General features: G+C 73.1%; 21 protein-coding genes and 3 tRNA genes. 12 read left to right on the top strand and 12 right to left on the bottom strand.

All coding sequences use genetic code 11. The features are described 5' to 3' along the window. Window position 1 precedes the first annotated feature (1 nt). Window positions 2-595 carry a serine O-acetyltransferase gene (gene cysE / locus ABD899_RS15295; protein ID WP_345207557.1) on the top strand — a complete coding sequence of 198 codons (594 nt, stop codon included), beginning with the start codon at window positions 2-4 and terminating at the stop codon, window positions 593-595. On the opposite strand, the gene ABD899_RS15290 is transcribed toward cysE, so the two are convergent. The 5 genes from ABD899_RS15290 to ABD899_RS15270 form a co-directional block, all read right to left on the bottom strand. Then, window positions 588-3,044 carry a CHAT domain-containing protein gene (locus tag ABD899_RS15290; protein WP_345207555.1) on the bottom strand — a complete coding sequence of 819 codons (2,457 nt, stop codon included), beginning with the start codon at window positions 3,042-3,044 and terminating at the stop codon, window positions 588-590. The genes cysE and ABD899_RS15290 overlap by 8 nt on opposite strands. Before the next feature lie 72 nt (window positions 3,045-3,116). Beyond that, a complete protein-coding gene (locus ABD899_RS15285; RefSeq protein WP_345207553.1) occupies window positions 3,117-3,617 on the bottom strand; it encodes a carboxypeptidase regulatory-like domain-containing protein in 501 nt (166 codons plus the stop codon). Then, window positions 3,614-4,210, bottom strand: a complete 597-nt coding sequence (locus ABD899_RS15280) for an RNA polymerase sigma factor (protein WP_345207551.1) — start codon at window positions 4,208-4,210, stop codon at window positions 3,614-3,616. The genes ABD899_RS15285 and ABD899_RS15280 overlap by 4 nt, the downstream gene beginning before the upstream one ends. Then, the gene (locus ABD899_RS15275) at window positions 4,210-5,820 is read right to left on the bottom strand and encodes a S8 family serine peptidase (protein WP_345207549.1); all 1,611 of its coding nucleotides are present in this window, start codon (window positions 5,818-5,820) and stop codon (window positions 4,210-4,212) included. Before ABD899_RS15275 ends, ABD899_RS15280 begins: the two co-directional genes overlap by 1 nt. 444 nt (window positions 5,821-6,264) lie before the next feature. Beyond that, the gene (locus ABD899_RS15270; protein ID WP_345207547.1) at window positions 6,265-6,684 is read right to left on the bottom strand and encodes a protoporphyrinogen oxidase; all 420 of its coding nucleotides are present in this window, start codon (window positions 6,682-6,684) and stop codon (window positions 6,265-6,267) included. A gap of 112 nt (window positions 6,685-6,796) precedes the next feature. On the opposite strand from ABD899_RS15270, the gene ABD899_RS15265 reads away from it, so the two are divergent. Then, a tRNA-Ser gene (locus ABD899_RS15265) sits at window positions 6,797-6,883 on the top strand. Window positions 6,884-7,008: 125 nt separating this feature from the next. Here the strand turns inward: ABD899_RS15265 and ABD899_RS15260 are convergent. After that, window positions 7,009-8,088, bottom strand: coding sequence for a LacI family DNA-binding transcriptional regulator (locus ABD899_RS15260; RefSeq protein WP_345207545.1), 1,080 nt, complete (start codon window positions 8,086-8,088; stop codon window positions 7,009-7,011). A 113-nt stretch (window positions 8,089-8,201) separates the two neighbouring features. Between ABD899_RS15260 and ABD899_RS15255 the strand changes: the two genes are divergently transcribed. The 5 genes from ABD899_RS15255 to ABD899_RS15235 all read left to right on the top strand — a co-directional run bounded on the left by ABD899_RS15255 (window position 8,202) and on the right by ABD899_RS15235 (window position 12,092). Continuing rightward, window positions 8,202-9,308, top strand: a complete 1,107-nt coding sequence (locus ABD899_RS15255; RefSeq protein WP_345207543.1) for a substrate-binding domain-containing protein — start codon at window positions 8,202-8,204, stop codon at window positions 9,306-9,308. A 5-nt stretch (window positions 9,309-9,313) separates the two neighbouring features. Continuing rightward, window positions 9,314-10,336, top strand: coding sequence for an ABC transporter permease (locus ABD899_RS15250; protein WP_345207541.1), 1,023 nt, complete (start codon window positions 9,314-9,316; stop codon window positions 10,334-10,336). After that, window positions 10,333-11,163: an ATP-binding cassette domain-containing protein gene (locus ABD899_RS15245; RefSeq protein WP_345207539.1), complete on the top strand. Its 831-nt coding sequence runs from the start codon at window positions 10,333-10,335 to the stop codon at window positions 11,161-11,163. Before ABD899_RS15250 ends, ABD899_RS15245 begins: the two co-directional genes overlap by 4 nt. A 120-nt stretch (window positions 11,164-11,283) precedes the next feature. Further along, complete coding sequence (locus tag ABD899_RS15240; RefSeq protein WP_345207537.1) at window positions 11,284-11,682, top strand: universal stress protein; 399 nt, start codon at window positions 11,284-11,286, stop codon at window positions 11,680-11,682. Between the two features lie 206 nt (window positions 11,683-11,888). Continuing rightward, the gene (locus ABD899_RS15235; protein ID WP_345207535.1) at window positions 11,889-12,092 is read left to right on the top strand and encodes a cold-shock protein; all 204 of its coding nucleotides are present in this window, start codon (window positions 11,889-11,891) and stop codon (window positions 12,090-12,092) included. A gap of 82 nt (window positions 12,093-12,174) precedes the next feature. Here ABD899_RS15235 and ABD899_RS15230 read toward each other — a convergent pair whose 3' ends face one another. Further along, complete coding sequence (locus ABD899_RS15230) at window positions 12,175-14,070, bottom strand: penicillin-binding transpeptidase domain-containing protein (protein WP_345207533.1); 1,896 nt, start codon at window positions 14,068-14,070, stop codon at window positions 12,175-12,177. A gap of 112 nt (window positions 14,071-14,182) precedes the next feature. On the opposite strand from ABD899_RS15230, the gene ABD899_RS15225 reads away from it, so the two are divergent. Further along, window positions 14,183-15,337 (top strand): LCP family protein, encoded by a 1,155-nt coding sequence (locus ABD899_RS15225; RefSeq protein WP_345207531.1) that lies wholly within the window; start codon window positions 14,183-14,185, stop codon window positions 15,335-15,337. 48 nt (window positions 15,338-15,385) lie between these two features. On the opposite strand, the gene ABD899_RS15220 is transcribed toward ABD899_RS15225, so the two are convergent. Then, window positions 15,386-15,475, bottom strand: a tRNA-Ser gene (locus ABD899_RS15220). Between the two features lie 103 nt (window positions 15,476-15,578). Between ABD899_RS15220 and ABD899_RS15215 the strand changes: the two genes are divergently transcribed. Continuing rightward, window positions 15,579-16,070: a GNAT family N-acetyltransferase gene (locus ABD899_RS15215; protein WP_345207529.1), complete on the top strand. Its 492-nt coding sequence runs from the start codon at window positions 15,579-15,581 to the stop codon at window positions 16,068-16,070. Window positions 16,071-16,146: 76 nt separating this feature from the next. Here the strand turns inward: ABD899_RS15215 and ABD899_RS15210 are convergent, their stop codons facing one another. From ABD899_RS15210 to ABD899_RS15200, 3 genes are all read right to left on the bottom strand, one after another. After that, window positions 16,147-17,637 carry a sensor histidine kinase gene (locus ABD899_RS15210; protein ID WP_345207527.1) on the bottom strand — a complete coding sequence of 497 codons (1,491 nt, stop codon included), beginning with the start codon at window positions 17,635-17,637 and terminating at the stop codon, window positions 16,147-16,149. Window positions 17,638-17,660: 23 nt separating this feature from the next. After that, on the bottom strand, window positions 17,661-18,398 hold the full coding sequence (locus ABD899_RS15205) for a response regulator transcription factor (RefSeq protein WP_345207525.1): 738 nt from the start codon (window positions 18,396-18,398) through the stop codon (window positions 17,661-17,663). 220 nt (window positions 18,399-18,618) lie between these two features. Next, window positions 18,619-20,448, bottom strand: coding sequence for a phosphoenolpyruvate carboxykinase (GTP) (locus tag ABD899_RS15200; RefSeq protein WP_345207523.1), 1,830 nt, complete (start codon window positions 20,446-20,448; stop codon window positions 18,619-18,621). Window positions 20,449-20,799: 351 nt separating this feature from the next. Here ABD899_RS15200 and ABD899_RS15195 point away from each other — a divergent pair. The 3 genes from ABD899_RS15195 to ABD899_RS15185 all read left to right on the top strand — a co-directional run bounded on the left by ABD899_RS15195 (window position 20,800) and on the right by ABD899_RS15185 (window position 22,582). After that, window positions 20,800-20,872, top strand: a tRNA-Arg gene (locus tag ABD899_RS15195). 223 nt (window positions 20,873-21,095) lie between these two features. After that, window positions 21,096-21,299: a helix-turn-helix domain-containing protein gene (locus tag ABD899_RS15190; RefSeq protein ID WP_345207521.1), complete on the top strand. Its 204-nt coding sequence runs from the start codon at window positions 21,096-21,098 to the stop codon at window positions 21,297-21,299. Window positions 21,300-21,304: 5 nt separating this feature from the next. Further along, complete coding sequence (locus ABD899_RS15185) at window positions 21,305-22,582, top strand: tyrosine-type recombinase/integrase (protein ID WP_345207519.1); 1,278 nt, start codon at window positions 21,305-21,307, stop codon at window positions 22,580-22,582. Between the two features lie 15 nt (window positions 22,583-22,597). On the opposite strand, the gene ABD899_RS15180 is transcribed toward ABD899_RS15185, so the two are convergent. Next, window positions 22,598-22,813: a hypothetical protein gene (locus ABD899_RS15180; protein WP_345207517.1), complete on the bottom strand. Its 216-nt coding sequence runs from the start codon at window positions 22,811-22,813 to the stop codon at window positions 22,598-22,600. Window positions 22,814-23,084 lie beyond the last annotated feature (271 nt).

The following is a 23,084-nucleotide window of genomic DNA, read 5'->3' as shown; positions in this document are numbered from 1 at the left end:
CATGAGCTGGATCCGTGCCGCCCGGACGATGGTTCGTGAGGACCTCGACGCCGCCATGCTGCGTGACCCCGCAGCGGAGACGCGTGCCGACGTCGCCGTGAACTCGCCCGGGCTGCACGCCATCTGGATCTACCGTGGGGCGCACCGGCTCTGGCTCAGGCCGGGCGGGCGCCCCGTCGCCCGGGTCGTCTCCACCCTGGCCCGGGCCCTCACCGGGGTCGAGATCCATCCCGGGGCGCGGATCGGTCGTCGGTTCTTCATCGACCACGGGATGGGCGTCGTCATCGGCGCGACCGCCGTCGTCGGCGACGACGTCATGCTCTACCACGGGGTCACGCTGGGGGGTCGGTCGCTCGCCCGCGGGACCAAACGGCATCCGACGGTCGGGGACCGGGTCACCATCGGCGCCGGGGCGCGGGTGCTCGGCGACATCGAGATCGGCGACGACGTGCAGATCGGCGCGAACTCGGTCGTCGTCAAGGACGTCCCGCCGGGGGCGGTCGCCACCGGCATCCCTGCGCGCGTGCGCTTCCCCGAGCACCGCGGCGAGGACCCCTACGACGCGCTGTTCGCCGAGCCGGCCATCTTCATCTGACGCTCCACTCCGAGCCGTAGTAGCAGAACACCCCCGCGGCGGGGTGCTGCTCGACGACCTGCCCCCACGCCGTCGAGGCGTCGGCACCGCTTGCGAGAAGGCGGTGGTAGGCGACCATCGCCTCCGCCGCGACGTCGTCGGAGACCGGCGCCACCGCCCCCAGCACGCTCGTCGCGCCGAGCGAGATGAGCGCGATCGCGAGGCCGAGCGGCTCGTCTCCCGGCCGGCTCGAGAACTGCCCGACGTCGCACGCGCTGAGCGCCACGTGCTCTGCGGCGACCGGGCGCGGGAACTCCCGGGCGAAGACCGGACCGTCGGCGGCCAGGACCGAGGAGAACAACGGGCTCTGCGCCTCGTGGATGCCGTGCGCCGCCAGGTGCACGACGCGCGCCGACCCGAGCGCCCGCAGCACCTCCTCGCTCGTCGCGGGGCCCGCCGGGTCGGGCTCCTGGCTGCCCGCCCACGCGGCGCGCACGGCCCCCACCTCCTGCCGGGTGCGGGCCAGGCCCGGCCCGTAGAGCGCCGCCACGGTGTCGGTCCACACGGGGGTCGCAGCGCGCGCCGGGCCCCGGACCCACCGGGTGAGGGAGGGAGCGACGGTGACCGGGCGACCGTACAGGCTCGGCAGCAGGCTCCAGGGCACGGCGGCCAGGCTGCGCGAGGGGATGACGACGACGCGGGCGCTCCCGGGACCCCCCGGGTTGAGGGCGGCGTCGAGCGCGACGAGCGACGCCGTCGCGGCGCGCTCGAGCATCGGCGCCAGCGGGGAGCCCACGGCCACGATCGCCCGCGCCCGCAGGTCGCGACGCAGCCTGGTCACGAGCCGCGTCGCGTCCACCACCGGCGCCGTACGGCGCACGCTGAGGGCACCGGCGGACACCTCGATGGTCCACAGGTGGTCGTCGAGCTCGAAGAACTCCACGACGGTGACGTCCCGCTCGGATGCCGTGGCGCGTGCCTCGTCCGCGCCGACGGCGGCGACCGTCGCGGCCCGTGCGCCGTCGACCGTGAGCGCCCACTCCCGCTGCGCCACCTGGTCCTCGAGCGCGGCGATCCGCGCCGTCAGGTCACCGCCGGAGTCGCCGTCGTCCGCGGCGAGCTGCCGCAGCCGCCGTAGCTCGCGGGTCAGGGTCGCGACCTCCGGGTCGGTCGCCGTCGTCACCGGGTTGATCCGGTGCGAGATCGCGCGCCACCGCTCCACGCTCGTGAGGATGCCGTCGACGTCACCCACCGCGACGGCCCGCTCCGCGTCGAAGATCGCGAGCCGTCGACCGTGCAGGGCGAGCGCGGCCCGCACGTCGAGACTCGAGGACTGGAACTGGTGGGCGGCGATGAGGCGGTTTCCCGTGACGATGCGGCGCTCCGCCTCTGCGGGCCTCCCGCGGGCGAGGTCGAGCCGGGCCCGCACGAGGGTCTCGTGGAGGCGGGCCCCGAGCGAGTCGCGGTCGGCGCCGTCGAGGGTGGCGAGGCGTCGCTCGGCGCCGCCCACGTCACCGAGCAGGAGCCGGGCCTCGGCGTCGAGCCGCACGGCCGCGCGATGCGCGGCGGGACGGGCGCCCGGTCGATCCAGGGTCCGGGAGAGCGTCGTGACGACGCTCTGGACGTCGTGACCGGCGGCGACGTCGATCGTCGCGCGGATGATCTCGGCCTCCGCGACGAGCTCCTCGGCCTGACGGGTGCGGAACGCAGCGGTCGCGGCCCGGATGTGGGCCCGCGCGCCGTCGAGGTCGTTGACGAGCAGGTCGCAGCGGGCCAGCCGCAGGTCGATCTCCCCCTCCTCGAGGCGGTGACCCCCGGACCGGGCCCCAGCCAGGGCGTCCTCGAGGGCCGAGCGGGCGCGGTCGACGAGCCCGGCCTCGAGGAGCACCTCGGCGTGGTCCAGGCGCGCGCGGTCCCGGGCGACGGCGGCGTCCATCGCGTCGGCCTCGCGCATGAGCAGCAGGGCCCGGGGGAGGTCGCCGTCGACGAACGCCACGACGGCACGGTTGTGGCGCGCCTTGAACTCCTGGTCGACGAGGCCGTGCTCGGCGGCGATGTCGCGCGCCTGCTCGAACTCGGTGGCCGCCTCCGTCGTGTGGCCCAGGCCGAGGTGGCTCTGGCCGAGGTTGAGGTGGAGCGCCCACTGCTGGGCGGGGTCGAGCGACGACTCGTCGGCCCCCACCCGCTGCAGGGCCGCCAGGCACGAGCCCCAGTCACCGACCCGGCCGTGCAGCGTGCCCTCCTGGATGCAGGTCAGGGCGACGAGCAGGGGGTCGCCGATGCGGTGTGCCCGGGCCCGGGCATCCGCGAGCATCTCGAGCGCCGACCCCAGCCCACGGACCTCGAGCTCGGACCACGAGCGGGTGATGAGGATGCGGGTGGCCAGCCACTCGGCCCCGGGGTCGCCGGAGGCCGCCAGCCCGGCCAGGGCGTCGTCGAGCCAGGCCGCGGCCTCGTCGAACCGACCCACCTCGTTGGCCTGGCGGGCGGCGGTGAGCAGGGCCTCGGCCCGGGGGAGCGGGTCCGGCTCGATGGGGTCTCCTCAGAGCTCGATGGCGGGCGTGATGATCGGCGGGCTGCCCGAGTCCGCGCCCCGCCGCAGCACGAAGTTCACCAGACCACGCTCGACGCCGGAGAAGGTGAACCGCCCCTCCTCGTCGACGACGGCCGTGCGGGTTCGCCCGCGCTCGCGCAGCTCGACCTCGACGCCGGTCTCGCTCACCCAGCCGACGATGTCGACCCGCGTCGTCGCACCGTGCTCGATGCTCACCATGACGCTCAGGCCGTCGCTCGCGAAGGTGACCGTGTCGGCCCGGTCGTAGTCGGTGCCCCGCACCGTCTCGAGGGTGGCGCTCGAGACGATCTGGGCCACCTCGGCCTCGAGGGCGGCGACGGTCATCGCGAACTTGACGCGGTCGGCGAGCTCGCCCGGGACGGGATCGAGGTCCTCGTGGAGGTGGCGGAGGGTGTCGAGCAGGTGGAGGTCGACGGCATCTAGCGGCTGGGCGGCAAGGGTCGTCTCCCGATCGGGGCTGGCATTCATGAGGGCATCTCCCATCGGGGGTCGCTGGTCAGCGCGAGGCGGAGCTTGGCCAGGCAGCGCCCTCGCGTGGGGCCGATGCTGCCGACCGGCATGCCCAGGGCCTGGGCCACGCTGGCGTAGTCGGGCTTCTCCGCGAACGCGATGGCGCGCAGCAGGGCCTTGCACCGCTCCGGGAGGGTGGCGAAGTGGTGCCACACGAGCCGGTCGTCGGTGTCGGCGAGGATGGTGTCCTCGGGTGAGGGGCTCGACGCGTCGCTCTCCTGCTCGCGGACGTCGGCGTAGGAGGAGGGCTCCTCCCGGTGCCCACGGCTCGAGGAGGACCACGCGTCGCGCTTGGTCGTCGTGATGAGCCACTTGAGCACCGACTGGGGGTCGGCGATGGACGGCGCGTGCTCGACGAGCTTGAGCCAGGTGTTCTGGACGACGTCCTCGCCGGCCTGGCGCGTCAGTCCCTGCTGGCGGGCGACGTGCCACAGCAGGGGCGTCACCTCGTCGACGAGGGTCGACATGCCCGACGGGTCGCCGTCGCGGAAGGCACGGAAGGCGTTGGCCGCGCGGACCGCCAGACTGTCCGCGCCGGCATCCGTGTGCATCACGACAGCCTCTTCGCTGCGTGTTCGATGACCTCGGCGACCGCCGCGGACACCCGCTCGACACGGCTCTCAGGGCTCGCGGCGGCCGAGGAGCGCGAGAGCACCGTGGCCACCCTGCCGACGGAGCACGGGCACGCGAACGACGTGCCGCTCCACAGGCCGAACCCGCTGCGGTAGGAGTCGGGGTCCGGTGTCGCCCGGGGCGGTTCGCCCGGGGTGGCCGCCACGGCGACCTCCGCACGCAGCGACCCCTGGAGCGTCACCGGCATGGTGCTGACGACGGCGACGCCGCGTTCGTACGTGCGCACCCACGACCCGGTGTTCGAGAACAGGGCCACGGCGTCGCCCGTGGGGTTCGTCGCGCCCACGCTCGTGATCGGTACGCCGTCGACGCCCTCGCCGGCCAGGGCGGCCGGCCAGAAGCGCTCCGCGGTGCCGCCGTTGCCGGCCGCCGCGATGACCGCGACCCCGTCACGGGCGAGGCGGCGCAGGATGCCGAAGAGGGCGCCCTCGTCGCGGACCGGGTCGGCGGACTCGTGGTAGTAACCGAGCGAGAGGTTGACGACGTCGACGGGGTCGCCCTCGCGCGTGCGGTCGACGGCGGACCAGTGCCAGATGGCGAGGCCGTTGAGGGCCTCGACGACGTCGGCCTCGTCGGCCGCGCCGTCGCCGTACATCACGGGGACCGCGACGATCCGGGCGTCGGCACTGTGCTGGCGCACGACTCCCGCGACGAAGGTGCCGTGACCGGCCATCGGGTCGAGCGCGCGGTTGACGAGGTCGACGCTGACGCCGGTGCCCTCGGGGTCGGCGTCCCGCGGGAACCGCAGGCCGAGGGGGATGCCGTTCAGCGACGGGTCACGGTCGACGAGCGGGGAGCCGTCGAACCAGGGGTGCTCGCCGAGGCCCGTGTCGAGGATGGCGACGACGGGCGACGGACTGCCCGTCGGTGCGGGAGGGTCCATGGTGAGCGTGACGGGTCCGCGACCGGATGCCGTGCCCGGGACGCCGACGCCGCCCATGTACCCCACGCCGCCCATGTAGCCGACGCCGCCCATGTAGCCGACGCCGCCCATGTAGCCGACGCCGCCCATGTAGCCGACGCCGCCCATGTACCCGGTCGCCATGAGGACGTGGTCGAGGCCCCAGGTGGCGACCGCGTCGCGCCCGAACTGGCGTCGCGCCCGCTGGAGCACGCTCCACGCCTCGAGCGGCGGCCCGAAGCGGTCGGGCCAAGGGGTCAGCTCGACGACGCTGTGCGAGATCCCCCCGAGGGCATCGGTGTAGCCGAGCTCCTCGGCGAGGTCGGCGAAGCGGCTGCGGCGCACGGTGACGTCGAACTCCATCTCCTGACCGAGGTCGCGCAGCAGGGCGAGCGGGCCCTCGAGCTGCGCGTCGCTGATGCCGGGGACGAGCAGCCGGTGGGGGATGTACGCCACCGGTCTCGGTGGGGGCTCGTCCCCGAACTGCTCGGCGGTGCCGGGGTCGAGCACGGTCGCCCGGAAGCGGCGGAGCGCGGTCGTGGGAACGGCGAACAGGGGTGGGACGTCGTCTCGCGGGCCCGGGAGCCGGCCACCACCCGCCTCGTCGTCAGGGGTCAAGTCAGTCATGTGCTGCTCCTCCGCGCCCGAGCCGAGGGTGGGTGCCCCGGTGGCTCAGCGTAGTGATGATCATCGACGCTGAACAGGAGCACTGGGCGGCCTGCGTGATACCTCGGCGAGACCCCGTCCTGGTGCGCTGCGGAGAAAGTCCGGACGGGGGTGTATCAGGGCGGCGGGTACGCACTCCTCATCGGTGTCGGACCCTCACCATGGGGCACGGCGCCCGGTGGTCCCGATTTCAGGGGCGGGCCCCCGGTCGTCGGGCCCGAGGGGCGTCCCGGCGCGGCTGCAGTGGCCGGAGCCGGGACGACGGTTCAGCACACGGGGAACCGGCCGTGCCGGACCAGGGTGCCACAGGGGGCGCCACGGTCCGGCGCGGCCGGGTGTGTCCCGCGATGGAGCTCCGATGCGCAGGGGTCGTCGCCCCGACGCGTTCCGCCCGGGTGGAGGGGCTCAGGCGGCGCCGTCGGTGCGCGACGTGGCCGTGGCCCACGGGTCGGCCGGACTCGCCTGGGCCGTGCCGTTCGACCCCGTGGTGCCGGGGGACGTCGGTGCGCCGTTCGACGCCTGGCCGTCGTTCGCGGCTGGTCCGGTGTCCGTCGCCTCGGACGGCTCGATGGTCTGCGCGCTCACCGTGCGGCTCGAGCGCAGCTTCTCGCCCGTGGCGCGCGCGGCATCGGCGACCATGTCGGCGACGACCGGGGCCGCCTTCGTGCGCGCGACCTCCTTGGCGCTCGCGACCTGCTTCTGCACAGGACCGGAGTTCCACACCTTGCCCGAGGTGCGCCGGATCTGCTCGTAGCGCTGTCGGCCCGCCCGCGAGCCGAGGACGTAGCCGGCGGCCAGGCCCGCGATGAAGGACAGCTTCGCCATGGGTGGCTCCTTTCGTCGGCCTCCGACCCTACCTGCCGGAAGGCCGTGGGATGCCGTCCGTGCCCGGTCGGTGACCGGCATACCCTTGTGCCTGCCCGGCACGCCCGGGCCAGGAGGGCTCGCATAGTGGCCTAGTGCGGCGGTCTTGAAAACCGCTATGGCGGCAACGTCATCGTGGGTTCGAATCCCACGCCCTCCGCCGGCTCCGCGGGAGCCTGCGACCGCGGACCGGCGGAGGGCGCAGGATGACGGGGAGACAGCTGGCGAGGGACGAGCGAGCCGCGGAGTCCCACGCCCTCCGCCACGCCTCCGTCAGCGGTGGCCTCAGCGGGTGCGCGGTGGGGGCGGGATCTCGCCCGAGCCGCGGGCGACGAGGGTCGGCTCGATGACGACGTGCCGGGGCGGGCTCGTGTCGCCGTCGATGCGCTCGAAGAGCAGGTCGGCCACCGTCGCGCCGATGCGCTGCACGTCCTGGCGGATGACGGTCAGTGGCGGGTCGAGCAGGTCGGCGAGGGGGAAGTCGTCGAACCCGACGAGGGCCACCTCGCGTCTCAGCCCACGCTCGGCCAGGGCCCTCACCGCTCCCGCCGAGAGGATGTTGCGACCGGTGAAGACGGCGGTCGGCGGGTCGTCGAGGGCGAGGAGCGCGTGCATCACCTCGGTCGCCTCGTCGGTGGAGCGCAGGTTCGGCACGACGAGCCGGGGGTCGGGGCGCAGCCCGCGGGCCGTGAACGCGGCGGTGAAGCCGGCCCGGCGCTCCTCGGCCGTCGGGATCGTCTCGATGTCGAGCAGGGCCGCGACCCGGCGGTGCCCGAGGTCGAGGAGGTGTTCGGTGGCGGCCCTGGAGCCCTCGACGTTGTCGACCCGCACCGAGTCGGCGTCGACGCCGCGCGGGGGGCGGTCGACGAACACGGCGGGCGTGCCCGTGCGCAGCTCGGCGACGAGGTAGTCCTGGCGCTCGCTCGCGGGCATGAGCACGAGGCCGTCGACCCGCCGGGTCACGAGGTCATGGACGAGCGCCTCCTCGCGCTCGGCCTCCTCGTCGAGGCTCGCGGCGAGCACGGCGGTGCTGCGACGGCGCGCGGCATCCTCGAGGGCCCGCAGCAGGCCGGCGGAGAACGAGTTCGACAGGTCCTGGACGAGCGCGCCGACGAGCCCGGTGCGTGCCCCGGTGCGGCGCAGGTTGCTCGCCGCGAGGTTCGGGCGGTAGTCGAGCCGGCCGACGGCGGCCCGGACCCGGTCGCGCACGTCGGGGGAGACCCCCGGCTCGCCGTTGACGACCCGGGACACCGTCTTCAGGCTCACCCCGGCGAGCGCGGCGACGTCGCGCATCGTGGCCCGAGAACCCCTGCCGGATGCCGGCCGGACCGGGGGGCTCGGGCCTGACAACGATGTCACGTTCACATCACGATGTGTAGTGCATGAGTTGACGTGAGCGCAACCACGCGTTAGACAACTCCCTGACAACGTTGTCACCCGCGGGCACCCGCGGTCACGACTCGAAGGAGAGTTCGCCCATGCAGTTCCGTCACACCACCACCTCGCGCACGGCGCGCAGGCTGCTCGCGGGCGCCGGCATCGTCGGGCTCGCGTTCGCCGCCACCGCCTGCGGGTCCGACGACAGCGGGTCCGACGACGCCGGCGGCGAGGACCCCATCGGCGTCTCGCTCATCACCAAGGACTCGAGCAACCCGTTCTTCGTCGCGATGCAGAAGGGCGCCCAGGCCGACGCCGAGAAGAACGGCGTCGACCTCACCATCGCCTCCGGCAAGCAGGAGGGTGACGACGCCGGCCAGATCGCCGCCATCGAGCAGGCCGTCGTCCGCGGTGACAAGGGCATCCTCATCACCCCGATGTCGACCGGCGTCAACGACGCCATCAAGAAGGCCCGCGACGCCGGCCTGTTCGTCATCGCCCTCGACACCCCGCCGGACCCCCCGGACACGGTCGACATCACCTTCGCCACCGACAACCGGCTCGCCGGCCAGCTCATCGGCGAGTGGGCGGCCACGACCCTCGACGGCCAGCCGGCGACGATCGCGCTGCTCGACCTGTTCAACGACAAGATCGTCTCGGTCGACTACGACCGCGACCAGGGCTTCCTCGAGGGCATGGGCATCGACGTCGCCGACCCGAAGAAGAACGGCGACGAGGCCCCGACCGGCTCCTACACCGGTGGCAAGGGCGGCAGCTACACGATCGTGTGCAACGAGCCGAGCAACGGTGCCGAGGACGGCGGGCGCACCGCGATGGAGACCTGCCTGACCAAGAACGACGGCATCAACGTCGTCTACACGATCAACGAGCCCGCTGCGGTCGGCGCGGCCGCCGCGCTCAAGGCGGCCGGCATCACCGACGCGCTCGTCGTCTCGGTCGACGGCGGCTGCGCCGGCGTCAACTCCGTCAAGGACGGCACCATCGGCGCCACCGCCCAGCAGTACCCGCTCAAGATGGCCACGCTCGGCATGGAGGCCATCGCCAAGATCGCGCGTGGCGGTGAGAAGCCGACGACCACCGAGGGCCTGGACTTCTTCAACACCGGTGTCGCGCTCGTCACCGACAAGCCCGCGGAGGGCGTCGAGAGCATCACCTCCGACGAGGCCCTGAAGATCTGCTGGGGCTGACCCTGATGTCGTCGTCCACATCGGCTGCCGCCGCCGAGTTCGCTCGGCGGCGGCAGAGCCCCGTCCAGAAGATCCAGCACCTGCTGCACGGCCACCCCTGGCTGAGTCCGCTCTTCCTGCTCGTGCTGACGTTCGTGATCTTCTCGATCCTCAACCCGCGGTTCGCGTCGCCCAACGCGCAGTCGCTCCTGCTCCAGCAGGTCGCGGTCGTCGCGTGCCTCGCGATCGGCCAGACCCTCGTCATCCTCACCGCGGGCATCGACCTGTCGGTCGGCGCCATCACGATCCTCGCGATGATGGTCATGGCGAGCCTGGCCGCCGACCAGGGCGTGCCCGGGCTCCTCGCGATCCTCATCGGCATCGCGCTGGCGGTGGGGGCCGGCTTCCTCAACGGGTTCCTCGTGACCCGCGTGGGGCTCCCGCCGTTCATCGTGACCCTGGGAACGCTGTCGATCTTCACCGCGATCGCGCTGCTGTACTCCGGTGGCTCCAGCATCCAGAACAACCGGCTGCCGGACATCATCAACGTCACCGGTGAGTCGTTCTCGGTCGGCCCGTTCCGGGTCACCGTGGGTGTGCTCATGGTCCTGGCGCTGTACTGCATCGTCGGGTTCGCGCTCACCCAGACGGCCTGGGGCCGCCACATCTTCGCGGTGGGTGACGACGCGGAGTCGGCCCGCCTGTCGGGCGTGGCGAGCAAGCGGATCCTGCTCAGCGTCTACACGGTGGCCGGGCTCATCTACGGCTTCGCCGCGTGGATCCAGATCGGCCGTGCCGGCTCGGCGACGGCGAACGGCATCCCGGACGCCAACCTCGACAGCATCACCGCCGTCGTCATCGGCGGCACGAGCCTGTTCGGCGGCCGCGGCGGGCTCATCGGGAGCCTCCTCGGCGCGCTCATCGTCGGGTCGTTCACCCTCGGGCTCTCGCTCGCCGGCGTCGACCAGCAGTGGCGCCTCTTCGCCATCGGCGTGCTCGTCATCGTCGCCGTCTCGGTCGACCAGTGGATCCGGAAGGTCAAGGCATGAGCACCATCGAGCGGCTCCCGCTGTCCATCGACCACATCCCCGAGGAGAAGCGGGCCGTCTACGACGCCGAGCCGATCCTGTCGGCCCGCAACCTCGTCATCACCTTCGGCCGCGTCGTCGGCCTCGACGGGGTCAACCTCGACCTCTACCGGGGCGAGGTGCTCGCCGTCATCGGCGACAACGGTGCCGGCAAGTCCACCCTCATCAAGTGCATCACGGGGGCCTACACCCCGGACTCGGGCGACGTCTTCCTCGACGGCGCCCCGGTCAGCTTCAAGCGGCCGCAGGACGCCCGTGAGGCCGGCATCGAGACGGTCTACCAGCAGCTGGCCGTCATCCCCGCCCTCGACATCGCGAGCAACCTCTACCTCGCCCGCGAGGAGCGCCGCCCCGGTCCGCTCGGGTCGGTGCTGCGGATGCTCGACAAGAAGGGCATGAAGCAGCGGGCGGGCGAGGCGGTCGAGAAGCTCGGCATCCAGACGATCCAGAACATGGGTCAGGCCGTCGAGACCCTCTCCGGAGGCCAGCGGCAGGCGGTGGCGGTGGCGCGCGCCGCGGCGTTCGGCAGCAAGGTCGTCGTGCTCGACGAGCCGACCGCGGCCTTGGGCGTCAAGGAGTCGGGCATGGTCCTCGACATGGTCAAGCAGCTGCGCGACAGCGGCCTGGCCATCATCCTCATCAGCCACAACATGCCCCACGTCTGGGAGGCCGCCGACCGCATCCACATCCAGCGGCTCGGCGGCTGCGCCGGGGTCATCACCCCGCAGTCCCACGACATGGGCGAGGGCGTCGCCATCATGACCGGCGCGAGGACGCTGACGTCGTGACCACTGCGACGCGGCCCTCGCCCTGACGAGCGCGGGACGCCGCACCTGACGGACGACCAGGTGCGGCGTCCCGTCCACCACCCGACCCGATCCGACCCGATCCGACCCGAGAGGCCGCCGATGACCATCGTCGTGGGCTACATCCCCCGCCCCGAGGGCCTGGCCGCCGTCGAGACGGCCATCGCGGAGGCCGAGCTGCGCGGGTCGCGGCTCGTCGTCGTGAACACCGGGCACCACGGGGACTACACCGACCCCTCGTTCGCCGCCCCGCAGGACCTCGACGCCCTCGAGGCCCAGCTCACGGCGCGGGGCATCGAGCACGAGATCCGCCAGCCGACCCGCGGCCTGGCACCCGCCGACGAGCTGCTCGCCACGGCCGACGAGGTCGGGGCCACCCTCCTCGTCATCGGGCTGCGACGGCGCAACCCGCTCGGCAAGCTCATCACCGGCTCGACGGCGCAGCAGGTGCTGCTCGACGCCGGGTGCGCCGTCCTCGCGGTCAAGGCACCCCCCGTCTGAGCCGCCGTGGCGTGTCCCGGTGGGTGAACGGCGCCCCGGGTGACGCGCGAGTAACCTCCGTGCGTGCTAGTTTCGCTGTCGGTTGCAGCATCAGCACTTCCTCGCAGGTCGAACACCAACGCGCCACAAGGGGACTGGAGTTCGCATCCACGGTCGGTACGACGTGTTCCGGCCGCGTGCTACACACAGAAAGAGTTACCCCCGATATGGCACAGGGCACCGTGAAGTGGTTCAACGCTGAGAAGGGCTTCGGTTTCATCGCCCAGGACGGCGGCGGCCCCGACGTGTTCGTTCACTACTCCGCCATCGACACCCAGGGCTACCGCAGCCTCGAGGAGGCCCAGCGGGTCGAGTTCGAGGTCACGCAGGGTCCCAAGGGCCCGCAGGCCGACCAGGTCCGCCCCATCTGACCCGGGTCCCCCGAGTCCTCGCGAGGGCCCCGTCCGGATGCCGGGCGGGGCGCTCCGCTGTCCCGGTCGCCGGGCGGGGCCCTCAGGGCGAGGCGTTCGCCGCGAGGGCCGTGAGGAAGTCGCGCGCGATGGGGGCCGCGACCGAGCCGCCGCTCTTGCCCTCCTCGACGAGCACCGCGAACGCCACGTCGCCCTGGTAGCCGGTGAACCACACGCGCGGCTCGGCGTCGGGGTCGCTGCCGTGCTCGGCGGACCCGGTCTTGCCACGCACCGGGCCGCCCGGAGCGCCACGCAGCTCGGTGCCGGTGCCGCTCGCGACGACCGAGGCCATCATCGCCCGCAGCCGGGCGACCGCGCCCCCGTCGATCGGGCTCGGCCGAGGCTGCCGACCGTCGTCGACGAGCACCGGGGCGACGAACGTCCCACGGCCGACGCTGCCCGACATCACCGCGAGGGAGAGCGGCGAGACCTCGACCCGGCCCTGGCCGATCGAGGCAGCGGCCGCGTCGGTGCCACCCGTGGTCTCGGGCACGCTGCCGTCGAACGCATCGGCGACGCCGAGGGTGTCGGCCCACCCCGCCCCGATCCCCAGGGTGCGGGCTGCCGTCGTGAGGTCGTCGGGGGCGAGCTCGTCGGACAACCCGACGAAGGCGGTGTTGCACGACACCGTGAAGTCCTGGAAGAACGTCGGGGTGCCGCCCACCGACTCTCCGGCGTAGTTGCGGAACTCGCGCCCGTCGACGGTGACCGACTCCGGGCAGGGCACCTTCGAGGTCGGCGTCGTGATGCCGCGTGTCAGGTAGGCGTAGGCGGTGGCCACCTTGAACGTCGAACCCGGGGGGTAGCGCCCGGTGATCGCCCGGTCGAACCCGGTCGTCGGGGTGTTGGCCGAGGCGAGCACCTCGCCACTCGGGACGTCCACCGCGACGAGGGCGCCCGGCACCGTCAGATCGGCGTCGGCGAGCGCCTTCTCGGCGGCCTCCTGCACCCGTGGGTCGAGGGTGGTGCGCACGTCCTCGCCGTCGGTGGCCTCCTGCTCGAACAACGTCGTCCCACCGCTCGTCGCGACCCGGATGCCGCTCGCCCCGGCGAGGCGTTCGTCGTACTGCCCCTGGAGCCCACCGGTGCCCGCCCGGTCGCCGGCGACATAGCGGCCGCCGCCCTCCTGAACCATCTCGGCGGTCACCTCGCCGACACTGCCGAGCAACGGCTGCCCGAAGGTGCGGGTGCGGGCCAGCGGCTGCTGCGACGTCGGCGCGATGACTCCCGGGGCCAGTGCCTCGATCCGCTCGCGCCGGGGCTCCCAGTCGGAGTCGCGGTAGGTGATGACGGGGATCGGCGCCCTCGACCCCGACGCGATCGCGCGGGCGAGGGCCGCGGTGAGCGAGCCCGCCTCGGCGTCGACGACCGGCTCGAGCGCGGCCGCCTGTGCCGGCGTCGCGTTGACCGGGTCGATGGCGACCTCGTGGACCGTCGAGAGCGGCATGAGCGGCCGGCCGGACCGGTCGAGGAGGTCACCACGCTGGCCGCTCGTGCGCTCGAGCTCGAGGGTCTCGCCCGCCGGGAGCTGCGGGTGCCAGGGCGAGCCCTGCTCCGGGGTCGCGACGAGCCACCGGCCCTCGGACTCGACGACCCGTGCGGGCACGGCGTACGACCACGGCACGCCGCCGGGGAGCGTCCAGCGCACCGCGAGGTCGGCGGTGGCGCTGTCGCCGTCGCGGGCCGGCCCTTCGGCGCTCACCTCGACGGGCGCGCCCCCCAGACCCTCGACGGCCGGGCCGAAGCCCGCCCTCGTCTCCTCGTCGACGAACGGGATGCCGTCGAGGTCCTTCGTCGCCCAGGCTGCCGCATAGGCGGTGAGCGCCGCACGGGCCGCGGCGTCGCGGTCGGCCTCGTGCTGACGCCACCACCAGACGCCTCCGGCCGCGAGGGCGACGGCGAGGACGACGGCGACGGCGAGCGCGACTCGGGACCTCATGGCCCCAGTCAACTACGGGGGACGGACGCGGCGCCCACCCGGTCCGCGCACCTAGACTCGACGAGTCGTGCACGCGTCCGGTGTGCGGCGGCGGACCACCAAGGAGCAGCGTGTGCCCGAGGACCCGGTCACCCCGCCCCGCCCCAGCCGCAGGCGACGGCTCGTCGCCGGCCTCGGGGTGCTCGGCGTCGTGCTCGTCGCCGTCCTGGGCCTCGTCTGGTGGCGGCTCGAGGGCAACATCGACCGGCTCGACGTCAGCGACGACCTCGGCGACCGCCCCGCCGTCGCCGAGGGGCCGCTCAACATCCTGCTCATCGGCTCCGACACCCGTGAGGGGCAGGACGTGGCGGGTGAGTCGCTCACCGAGGGGGCCCGCTCCGACACCACCCTCGTCGCACACGTCTCGGCCGACCGCGAGCACGTGACCGTCGTGTCGGTGCCGCGCGACTCGATGGTGCCGGCGCCCCGGGAGTGCGACGCCGCCGCGCCCCGGGAGGAGTGGGTCGACCAGCAGTGGAACTCGCTGTTCACCGTCGGGGGCCCGGCGTGCCTCATCGCCACGCTCGAGGGCGCCACCGGCCTGTTCGTCAACCACTTCGCCGTCGTCGACTTCCGCGGTTTCCGCGACATGGTCGACGCGCTCGGCGGGGTGCCGGTGTGCACGAACGAGCCGATCGACGACCCCAAGGCCAAGCTCACCCTCGCCGCGGGCCGGCACGTGCTCGACGGTGAGCAGGCCCTGGGCTACGTCCGGGCCCGCCAGACCCTCGGCGACGGCTCCGACCTCGGCCGGATCGAGCGCCAGCAGGCGTTCCTGTCCTCGGTCGTCCAGGAGGCGACGCGCACGTCGCTGCTCCTGCGTCCCGACCGGCTCTTCGCCTTCCTCGACGCCGCGACCCGCTCGCTGACGACGGACCCCGAGTTCGGCACCGGGACGATGCGGGACCTCGCGACGAGCGTCAAGGACATCGGCATCGGGAACGTCCAGTTCGTCACCGTGCCCGTGCAGGAGTACGAGGCCGACCCGAACCGGGTCGCGTGGGCCCCCGAGGCCGAGGCGCTCTGGGAGACGCTGCGCGAGGACGGCGTGCTCGGCGCGCAGCCGACGCCGGGCACCACGTCGACCGCCCCGTCCCCGAGCTCCACGACGAGTGCGCCGAGCGCATCCCCGAGCGCGTCGACCGGTGGGTCGCCGAGCGCGTCCCCCGGCGGGTCCCCGAGCCCGACGATCACGACCCGCAGCGCCGACGACGACATCTGCTCGTGACCGGGGAACGCGAAGACGCCCCGCGGCCGCGAGGCGTCTTCGTCGGAGCGGAGGCGGAGGGATTTGAACCCTCGATGGGCGGTTAGCCCAAACCGCATTAGCAGTGCGGCGCCATAGACCGGACTAGGCGACGCCTCCAACGTCGCACAGGGTAACCGCCCGGGCGCCCGCCGGGCAAAGCGGGCCGGTGCGCGGGCTGGCGGTGCCGGCACCCGGCATCCGACCTGCCAGAATCCCGCCCATGAGCCCGCCCACGATCCGGCGCGTGCTGCCCGACGAGCTGGATGCCGTCGGGCGGCTCACGGTCGACGCGTACGTCGGCGGCGGGGTCATCCCGGCCGACGCGCCGTACCTCGAGTTCCTCGGGGACGCGGCCCACCGCGATGCCGAGGCCGAGCTGTGGGTCGCCGTCGACGAGCGCGGGGTCGTCGGCACGGTGACCTTCGTCGGGCCGGGGTCGCGCCTGCGCGAGGTGGCCCTCGACGACGAGGCCGAGATCCGCACGCTCGCCGTCGCCCCGGCGGCCGGTGGGGAGGGCATCGGGGAGGCGCTGACGCGGCACACGATCGAGCTCGCACGGGCGCGGGGGTTCGGGGCGCTCGTGCTGTCGTCGTCGACGTCGATGCACGCCGCCCACCGGCTCTACGAGCGGCTCGGGTTCACCCGCCTCCCCGAGCGCGACTGGTCGCCGGTCGCGGGAGTCCAGCTCGTCGCCTACACCCTGCCGCTGTAGCGACTCCTTGCACGTCACCCACGCATCGGGGTGCCTACCGGCCCCGTCGGTGTGGGTGATCTGCAAGAAGTCGGGTTCAGGTCGCGGGCAGGAGCACCGAGAAGGTCGTGTCACCGGGGCGGCTCGACACCTCGACGCGCCCCCCGTGGGCCTGCCCGACGGCCGCGACGATGCTCAGCCCGAGCCCGGTCGACCCGTTCGCCCGGTTGCGGGAGTCGTCGCCGCGGGTGAAGCGCTCGAACACCGAGGGCTGCAGCGCCTCGGGCACGCCCGGCCCGTCGTCGCGCACCGACAGCCGCACGAGCGGGCCCTCGGGACGCACCCGGGTGACGACGCGGGTGCCGGGCGGGGTGTGGGTGCGCGCGTTGGCGAGCAGGTTCGCGAGGACCTGGTGCAGCCGCGCCTCGTCGCCGGACACCTCGACCGGCTCCTCGGGGAGGTCGAGCTCCCACGCGTGGTCGGGCGCGGCGGCGTGGGCGTCGCTCACCGCGTTCACCGCGAGGAGCGACAGGTCGACCCGGTCGCGCTCGAGCGGGCGGCCGGCGTCGAGCCGGGCGAGGAGGAGGAGGTCCTCGACGAGCACCTGCATCCGCAGCGCCTCCGACTCGACGCGACCGATGGCGTGGGTCACCGTCTCGGGCACCGGGTCGGTCTCCCGTCGGGTCAGCTCGGCGTAGCCGCGGATCGACGCGAGCGGGGTCCGCAGCTCGTGGCTCGCGTCCGCGACGAACTGGCGCACCTGGGTCTCGCTCTCCTGGCGGGCGTGCAGCGCGGACTCGACGTTGTCGAGCATCGTGTTGAGCGCGAGGCCCACCTGGCCGACCTCGGTGCGCTCGTCGGCATCCTGCGCCGGCACCCGCTCGGCGAGGGCCACCTGCCCGGAGTCGAGCTTGAGGGCCGAGACCCGGCGCGCGGTGGCGGCGACCCGGTCGAGCGGCGCGAGGCTGCGGCGGATGAGAACCGTGCCACCCACCCCGACGAGGACGAGCCCGATCGCGGTCCCCCCGGCGACGACCGCGAGCAGCTTCGCGAGCAGCTCGTCGACCTGCTCCGTCGACACCCCGACGACGAGCCGCGACCCCCCCGGCAGCACCTCGGTCGTCGTGAGGTACGTGCCGACGTCGCCCCCGACCTCGACCCGTGTCGGGCGCGTGCCCGTCGCGGCGGCCGCGACCGCGGCCACCTGGCCGGCGTCGAGGGTGTCGTCGGCCCCCGACTCGTTGACGACCGCGTTGAGCTCGACGCCGGATGCCGTCGTCGCGACGGCTCCCGCGGGGGTCAGGCCGAGCACGAGGACGTCGCCGCCACCGGGCGCCGCGATCGGGCCGCGCCGCTCGGGGGCCACGCGCCGGTCGCCGTCGCCCTCGCCGTCTCCGTCTCGGAGACCGCGGCGCTCGTCGACCCGGCCGGCGGCGCCCCGGAGGTCCGTGACGAGCCCGGCCTCGAGGTAGCGACGCGTCTCGAGCACCGTGAGCGCCCCGGTCGCGAGCATGACGACGGTGAGGAGGGCGAGGACGGAGGCGAGCAGCTGGGCCCGCAGGGTCCAGCGGGAGGGGGGGAGCGGCATCCCCGGCACGGGCGCCGCCCCCGTCAGTCGCCCGGCTTGAGCACGTAGCCCACGCCGCGCATCGTGTGGATCATCGGCGACCGTCCTGCGTCGATCTTCTTGCGCAGGTAGGAGACGTAGAGCTCGACGACGTTGGCCTGGCCCCCGAAGTCGTAGTTCCACACGCGGTCGAGGATCTGCGCCTTGCTGAGCACCCGCCTGGGGTTGCGCATGAGGTAGCGCAGCAGCTCGAACTCGGTGGCGGTGAGGTGCACGGGCACGCCGGCGCGAGTCACCTCGTGGCTGTCCTCGTCCATCGTGAGGTCGCCGACGACGAGCAGCGAGCCGCCCTCGTCGGCCGCGACGGTCGTGCGCCGCATGAGGGCGCGCAGCCGGGCGACGACCTCCTCGAGGCTGAAGGGCTTGGTGACGTAGTCGTCGCCACCGGCGGTGAGGCCGGCGACGCGGTCCTCGACGGCATCCTTCGCGGTGAGGAACAGCACGGGCACGTTCGGGTCGTCCCGGCGCATCCGACGCAGCACCTCGAGCCCGTCGACGTCGGGGAGCATCATGTCGAGGACGACGACGTCCGGGCCGAACTCCTTGGCCGACCGCACCGCCGCGAGGCCGTTCGCCGCGGCACGCACCTCCCACCCCTCGTAGCGCAGCGCCATCGACAGCAGCTCGGTGAGGTTGGGCTCGTCGTCGACGACGAGCACCCGGACGGGGGAGCCGTCGGGACGCCGGAGGGCGGGGGCGCTTTCGGGCCGGGTCGTCGTCATGGTGCCCAGTCTGGGTTGCGGCACTGGGGCCGGTCCGTGCGTTCGCTGTGCGCTTCCTGTGAGCGACCGCCGGGGAGGAGGTGCCGGGTCGAGGCGGCCCGGCCCGGCCCGGCCCGGCACCCGGTGGCGGGCGCGGCACCGACGGGTGCCACGGCATCCATGACAAGGGCCCCACCGACCATGGTCGGTGGGGCCCTCGTGGTCCGGCGGGGACCGTCTGTCAGGCGCTCTCGAGGCGCGCCTTGAGCGTGGCCAGCTCGTCGGCGAGCTGGGTGGGGAGCTTGTCGCCGAAGGAGGCGAACCACTCCTCGATGAGCGGCAGCTCCTGGTCGCGCCACTCGCCGACGTTGACGGCGAGGGCCTTGGCCACCTGCTCCTCGGTCATGTCGAGGCCGGTGGCGTCGATGGCGGCCGGGGTGGGCACGAGGCCGACCGGGGTCTCGACGGCCTCGGCGGTGCCCTCGAGGCGCTCGACGATCCACTTCAGGACGCGGGCGTTGTCGCCGAAGCCGGGCCAGAGGAAGGAGCCGTCCTCGTCGTCCTTGCGGAACCAGTTGACCTGGTAGATCTTCGGCAGCTTCGACTCGTCGGCCTGCTTGCCGATCTCGAGCCAGTGGTTGACGTAGTCACCGGCGTTGTAGCCGATGAAGGGCAGCATCGCCATCGGGTCGCGGCGGACGACGCCGACGGCGCCGGTGGCTGCTGCGGTGGTCTCCGACGACAGCGTCGCGCCGACGAAGACACCGTGGGCCCAGTCGCGCGACTCGTAGACGAGGGGCACGGTGGTCCCGCGGCGGCCGCCGAAGAGGATGGCGTCGATCGGCACGCCGTTGGGCTCGTCGTACTCGGGCGCGATCATCGGGCACTGCTTGGCCGGCGTGCAGAAGCGGCTGTTCGGGTGGCTGGAGGGAGTGTCGGACTCGGGGGTCCAGTCATTGCCCTTCCAGTCGATCAGGTGGTGCGGCTTGGCCTTGGTCATGCCCTCCCACCACACGTCACCCTCGTCGGTCAGGGCGACGTTGGTGAAGATGGAGTTGCCCTTGTCCACCGTGACCATCGCGTTGGGGTTGGAGTGCATGCCGGTGCCGGGGGCCACACCGAACAGGCCGAACTCGGGGTTGATGGCGTAGAGCCGGCCGTCCGCGCCGAAGCGCATCCAGGCGATGTCGTCGCCCACCATCTCGGCTTCCCAGCCGTCCAGGGCGGGCTCGATCATCGCGAGGTTGGTCTTGCCGCAGGCGCTGGGGAAGGCGCCGGCGACGTAGTGCACCGAGCCCTTCGGAGAGATGAGCTTGAGGATGAGCATGTGCTCGGCCATCCAGCCCTCGTCACGGGCCATCGCCGAGGCGATGCGCAGCGCGTAGCACTTCTTGCCGAGCAGGGCGTTGCCGCCGTAACCGGAGCCGTAGGACCAGATCTCGCGGGTCTCGGGGAAGTGCGCGATGTACTTGGTGTCGTTGCACGGCCACTTGACGTCGGCCTTGCCGTCGGTGAGCGGGTAACCCACGGAGTGCAGGCCCTTGACGACCGAGGCGTCGGGCTTGGCCTCGATGGCCGCGAGCACCTCGGCGCCGATGCGCGCCATGATCCGCATCGACACGACGACGTAGGCGGAGTCGGTGATCTCGACACCGAACATCGGGACGTCGGCTTCGATGTGCCCCATGACGAACGGGATGACGTACATCGTGCGACCCGCCATCGACCCCCTGTAGAGGTCGGTCATGATCGCCTTCATCTCGGCCGGCGCCTTCCAGTTGTTCGTGAAGCCGGCGTCCTCCTCCTTCTCGGAGCAGATGTAGGTGCGGTCCTCGACGCGGGCGACGTCGCTGGGGTCGGATGCCGCGTGGAAGCTGTTCGGCTTCTTGTCGGGGTTGAGGCGGGTGAAGGTGCCGCCCTCGACGAGCAGCGTCGTCAGGCGGTCCCACTCCGCCTCGGACCCGTCGACCCAGTGGATCGCGTCGGGGGTCGTGAGTGCAGCGACTTCGTCGACCCAGGCCTGGAGGCCTGCGTGACTCGTGCCTTTCGTGCGCTCTGCCTGCGTGGTCATGGTGGTCCTTCCGCCGGTCCTGCTCACTGGGTAGCCACACCCGTCGCGTGCCCTCGAGCCCGCTCGGGCGGCGGCTCGGGCGCCCACCGCTGGGAGCCTCTGCCCTCAACGGTAGGCCCGGGTACCAAGGGGTAGCCACCGCGGAAGCGCTTGCACCCTATGAGGCTCCTCACAAGCGCTCGTGACGGGTGGAAGTTCTTGCAGCCGGGCTGAAAGGGCAGGTCACGCGGACGCAGGCCGTTGCAGCGGCTCGGCCGGCCACGGCAGCGGGCCGCCACCCGGCATCCGGCGATTTCTTCGTGCGGGCGCGGCTCCGGTAGTCTGCTCACTCGTTGCGCGCGAGCGCGACGGGCGCCCGTAGCTCAACGGATAGAGCATCTGACTACGGATCAGAAGGTTAGGGGTTCGAATCCCTTCGGGCGCGCTCTGTGTTGAGACAGACGACGGGCCCCCGGCCAGCGGAAACGCTGCCGGGGGCTTACTCGTGCCCGGCATCCGGACGGCTCCTGACGGGGGTCTGGGCCCCAAAATGGGCCCCAAAATTCGCGCCGGGGTGCTCGGGTCGCCTGGGGTGACACTGGGGTCGTGAGGACAACGATTTGGGTCGGATGTGGCCACGGGGCGCCCGTTCGGGGCCTTTGGGGGTCATGGACACCACACCGCACCCACAGCCCACCCTCCTGCTCAACCTCAACGAGGTCGCGACCCAGCTGCGCTGGACCCGCCGCAGTGTCGAGCGCCAAATCTCGGACCGCCGGCTGCGCACGGTCCACCTCGGCCGTTCCGTGCGGGTCGAGCGGGCCGAGCTCGACCGGTTCGTCGCGTCGATGCGCGACGCCGACGCGGGATAGGCGCGATGCGCGGTAGGCCCCGCGCCAGCACTGCTGACAGCGCCTCGACCAGGTACCGCGGCGCCGACGGCCGGTGGCACGCCCGGGTCACCGTCGGGCGCCGCCTGGACGGGGAGCGCGACCGCCGGCACCTCAGCCGGGCGACCAAGCGCGAGCTCGACGCCGCCGTGCGCGAGCTGGAGAACGCCCGCGACAGCGGGCAGCAGCCGTGGCTGCTCGACGCCATCACGCTCGAGCAGTGGCTGGAGCACTGGCTCGAGGAGATCCTGCCGCTCTCGGTGCGGTGGAAGACCCGCTCGGGGTACGCCAGCCACCTGCGCGTGCACGTCATCCCGACCCTCGGAGCCGCGCGGCTGACCGAGCTGCGCCCCGAGACCCTCGAGCGGCTCTACCGCCAGCTGATGGACGACGGCCGGTCGACCCACGTCGTGCACGGCGTGCACCGCGTCCTGCGCTCCAGCCTCAACGAGGCCGTGAGGCGCCAGCGGCTGGTGACCAACCCCGCCGCCCTGGCCCGGCCGCCGCGGGTGGAGCGCACCGAGATCGAACCGCTGACCGCGGACGAGTGCCGGGCCATCCTGAAGGCGGCGCGGGGACGGCTGAATGGAGCACGCTGGTCGGTCGCGCTGTCCCTGGGGCTGCGCCAGGGCGAGGCGCTCGGGTTGATGTGGGACGACGTCGACCTCGACGCCGGCGTGCTGCGGGTACGGCGTGCCGTGCAGCGACGCACCTGGAGCCACGGCTGCAGCCCTCGACGGCGGGCCGAGCCGGCGTGTGGCCACCTCCGTGGCGCGGAGTGTCCTCAGCGACGCGACGGGGGACTGGTGCTGGTCGAGCCGAAGACCCGCTCGTCACGGCGCTCGGTGGCGCTGCCGCCGCCGCTCGTGGCCGAACTGCGCGCCCACCGGGCCGCCCAGCTGCGGCTCAAGCTCGAGCGGGCCAACGTCTGGGACCACACCCACGACCTCGTCTTCTCCACCGACTGGGGCGCTCTCATCGACCCGCATGCCGACTACCGCGACTGGAAGCAGGTCCTGCGTGACGCCGGCGTGCGCGAGGTGCGCCTGCACGACGCCCGGCACACCGCAGCCACGCTCCTGCTCCTCCAGGGCGTCGACATCCGCACCGTGATGGCGATCATGGGCTGGACCGAGATGGCCACCGCCCAGCGCTACGTCCACGCCGTCGACGAGCTGCGCCACGAAGCGGCTCGGCGCATGGGAGCGGCCCTGTGGGACGGCGCCTCGGCGGACCTGACCGGGAGCCATCAGCTGCCCGGCTGACAGTTGGCGCGCTCGTCAGCGCTGCTGGATCCGTCGCTGAAGGGCGTCGATCAGCGCGTTGGCCGCCGGGATCAGCACCGGCATGTCCCGGTCGTAGACCCGCCCCGAGTCGAGCTTTGCGGCGAGTTCCTCGAGCAGCCGCGCCCACTCACGCGCACTCGCGGGGTGGACCGCGACGGGCACCGTCGTGCGGTGATGCTGGACCACTGTCTGGGTGCGCACCGTCTCCACCACGCGGTCCACCACGGTGACGGCCGCACGTCCGGATGCGGCAGCCCGGGCCTGCTCCCACGCCCGGTGCCGGCAGGTGCTCGAGCACCACTTGGGGACGCGGCCGCGGGTCGGAACGGTCACCTCCGCGCCGCACCAACCGCACATGACGACCTGGCCTGGCACCCTGGGCGAGGGCCGGACCCCGGTTGTCGAGGAGGCCCCGGAGGGCTGCAACGGCTCCGCGGACTCGGCGTTCATCGCAACGTCCCTTCCGGCTATTCGGTGCGCA

Source organism: Fodinibacter luteus (assembly GCF_039541575.1).
GTDB classification, from domain to species: Bacteria; Actinomycetota; Actinomycetes; order Actinomycetales; family Dermatophilaceae; genus Fodinibacter; species Fodinibacter luteus.
This window is presented reverse-complemented; position numbering and strand designations above follow the sequence as displayed.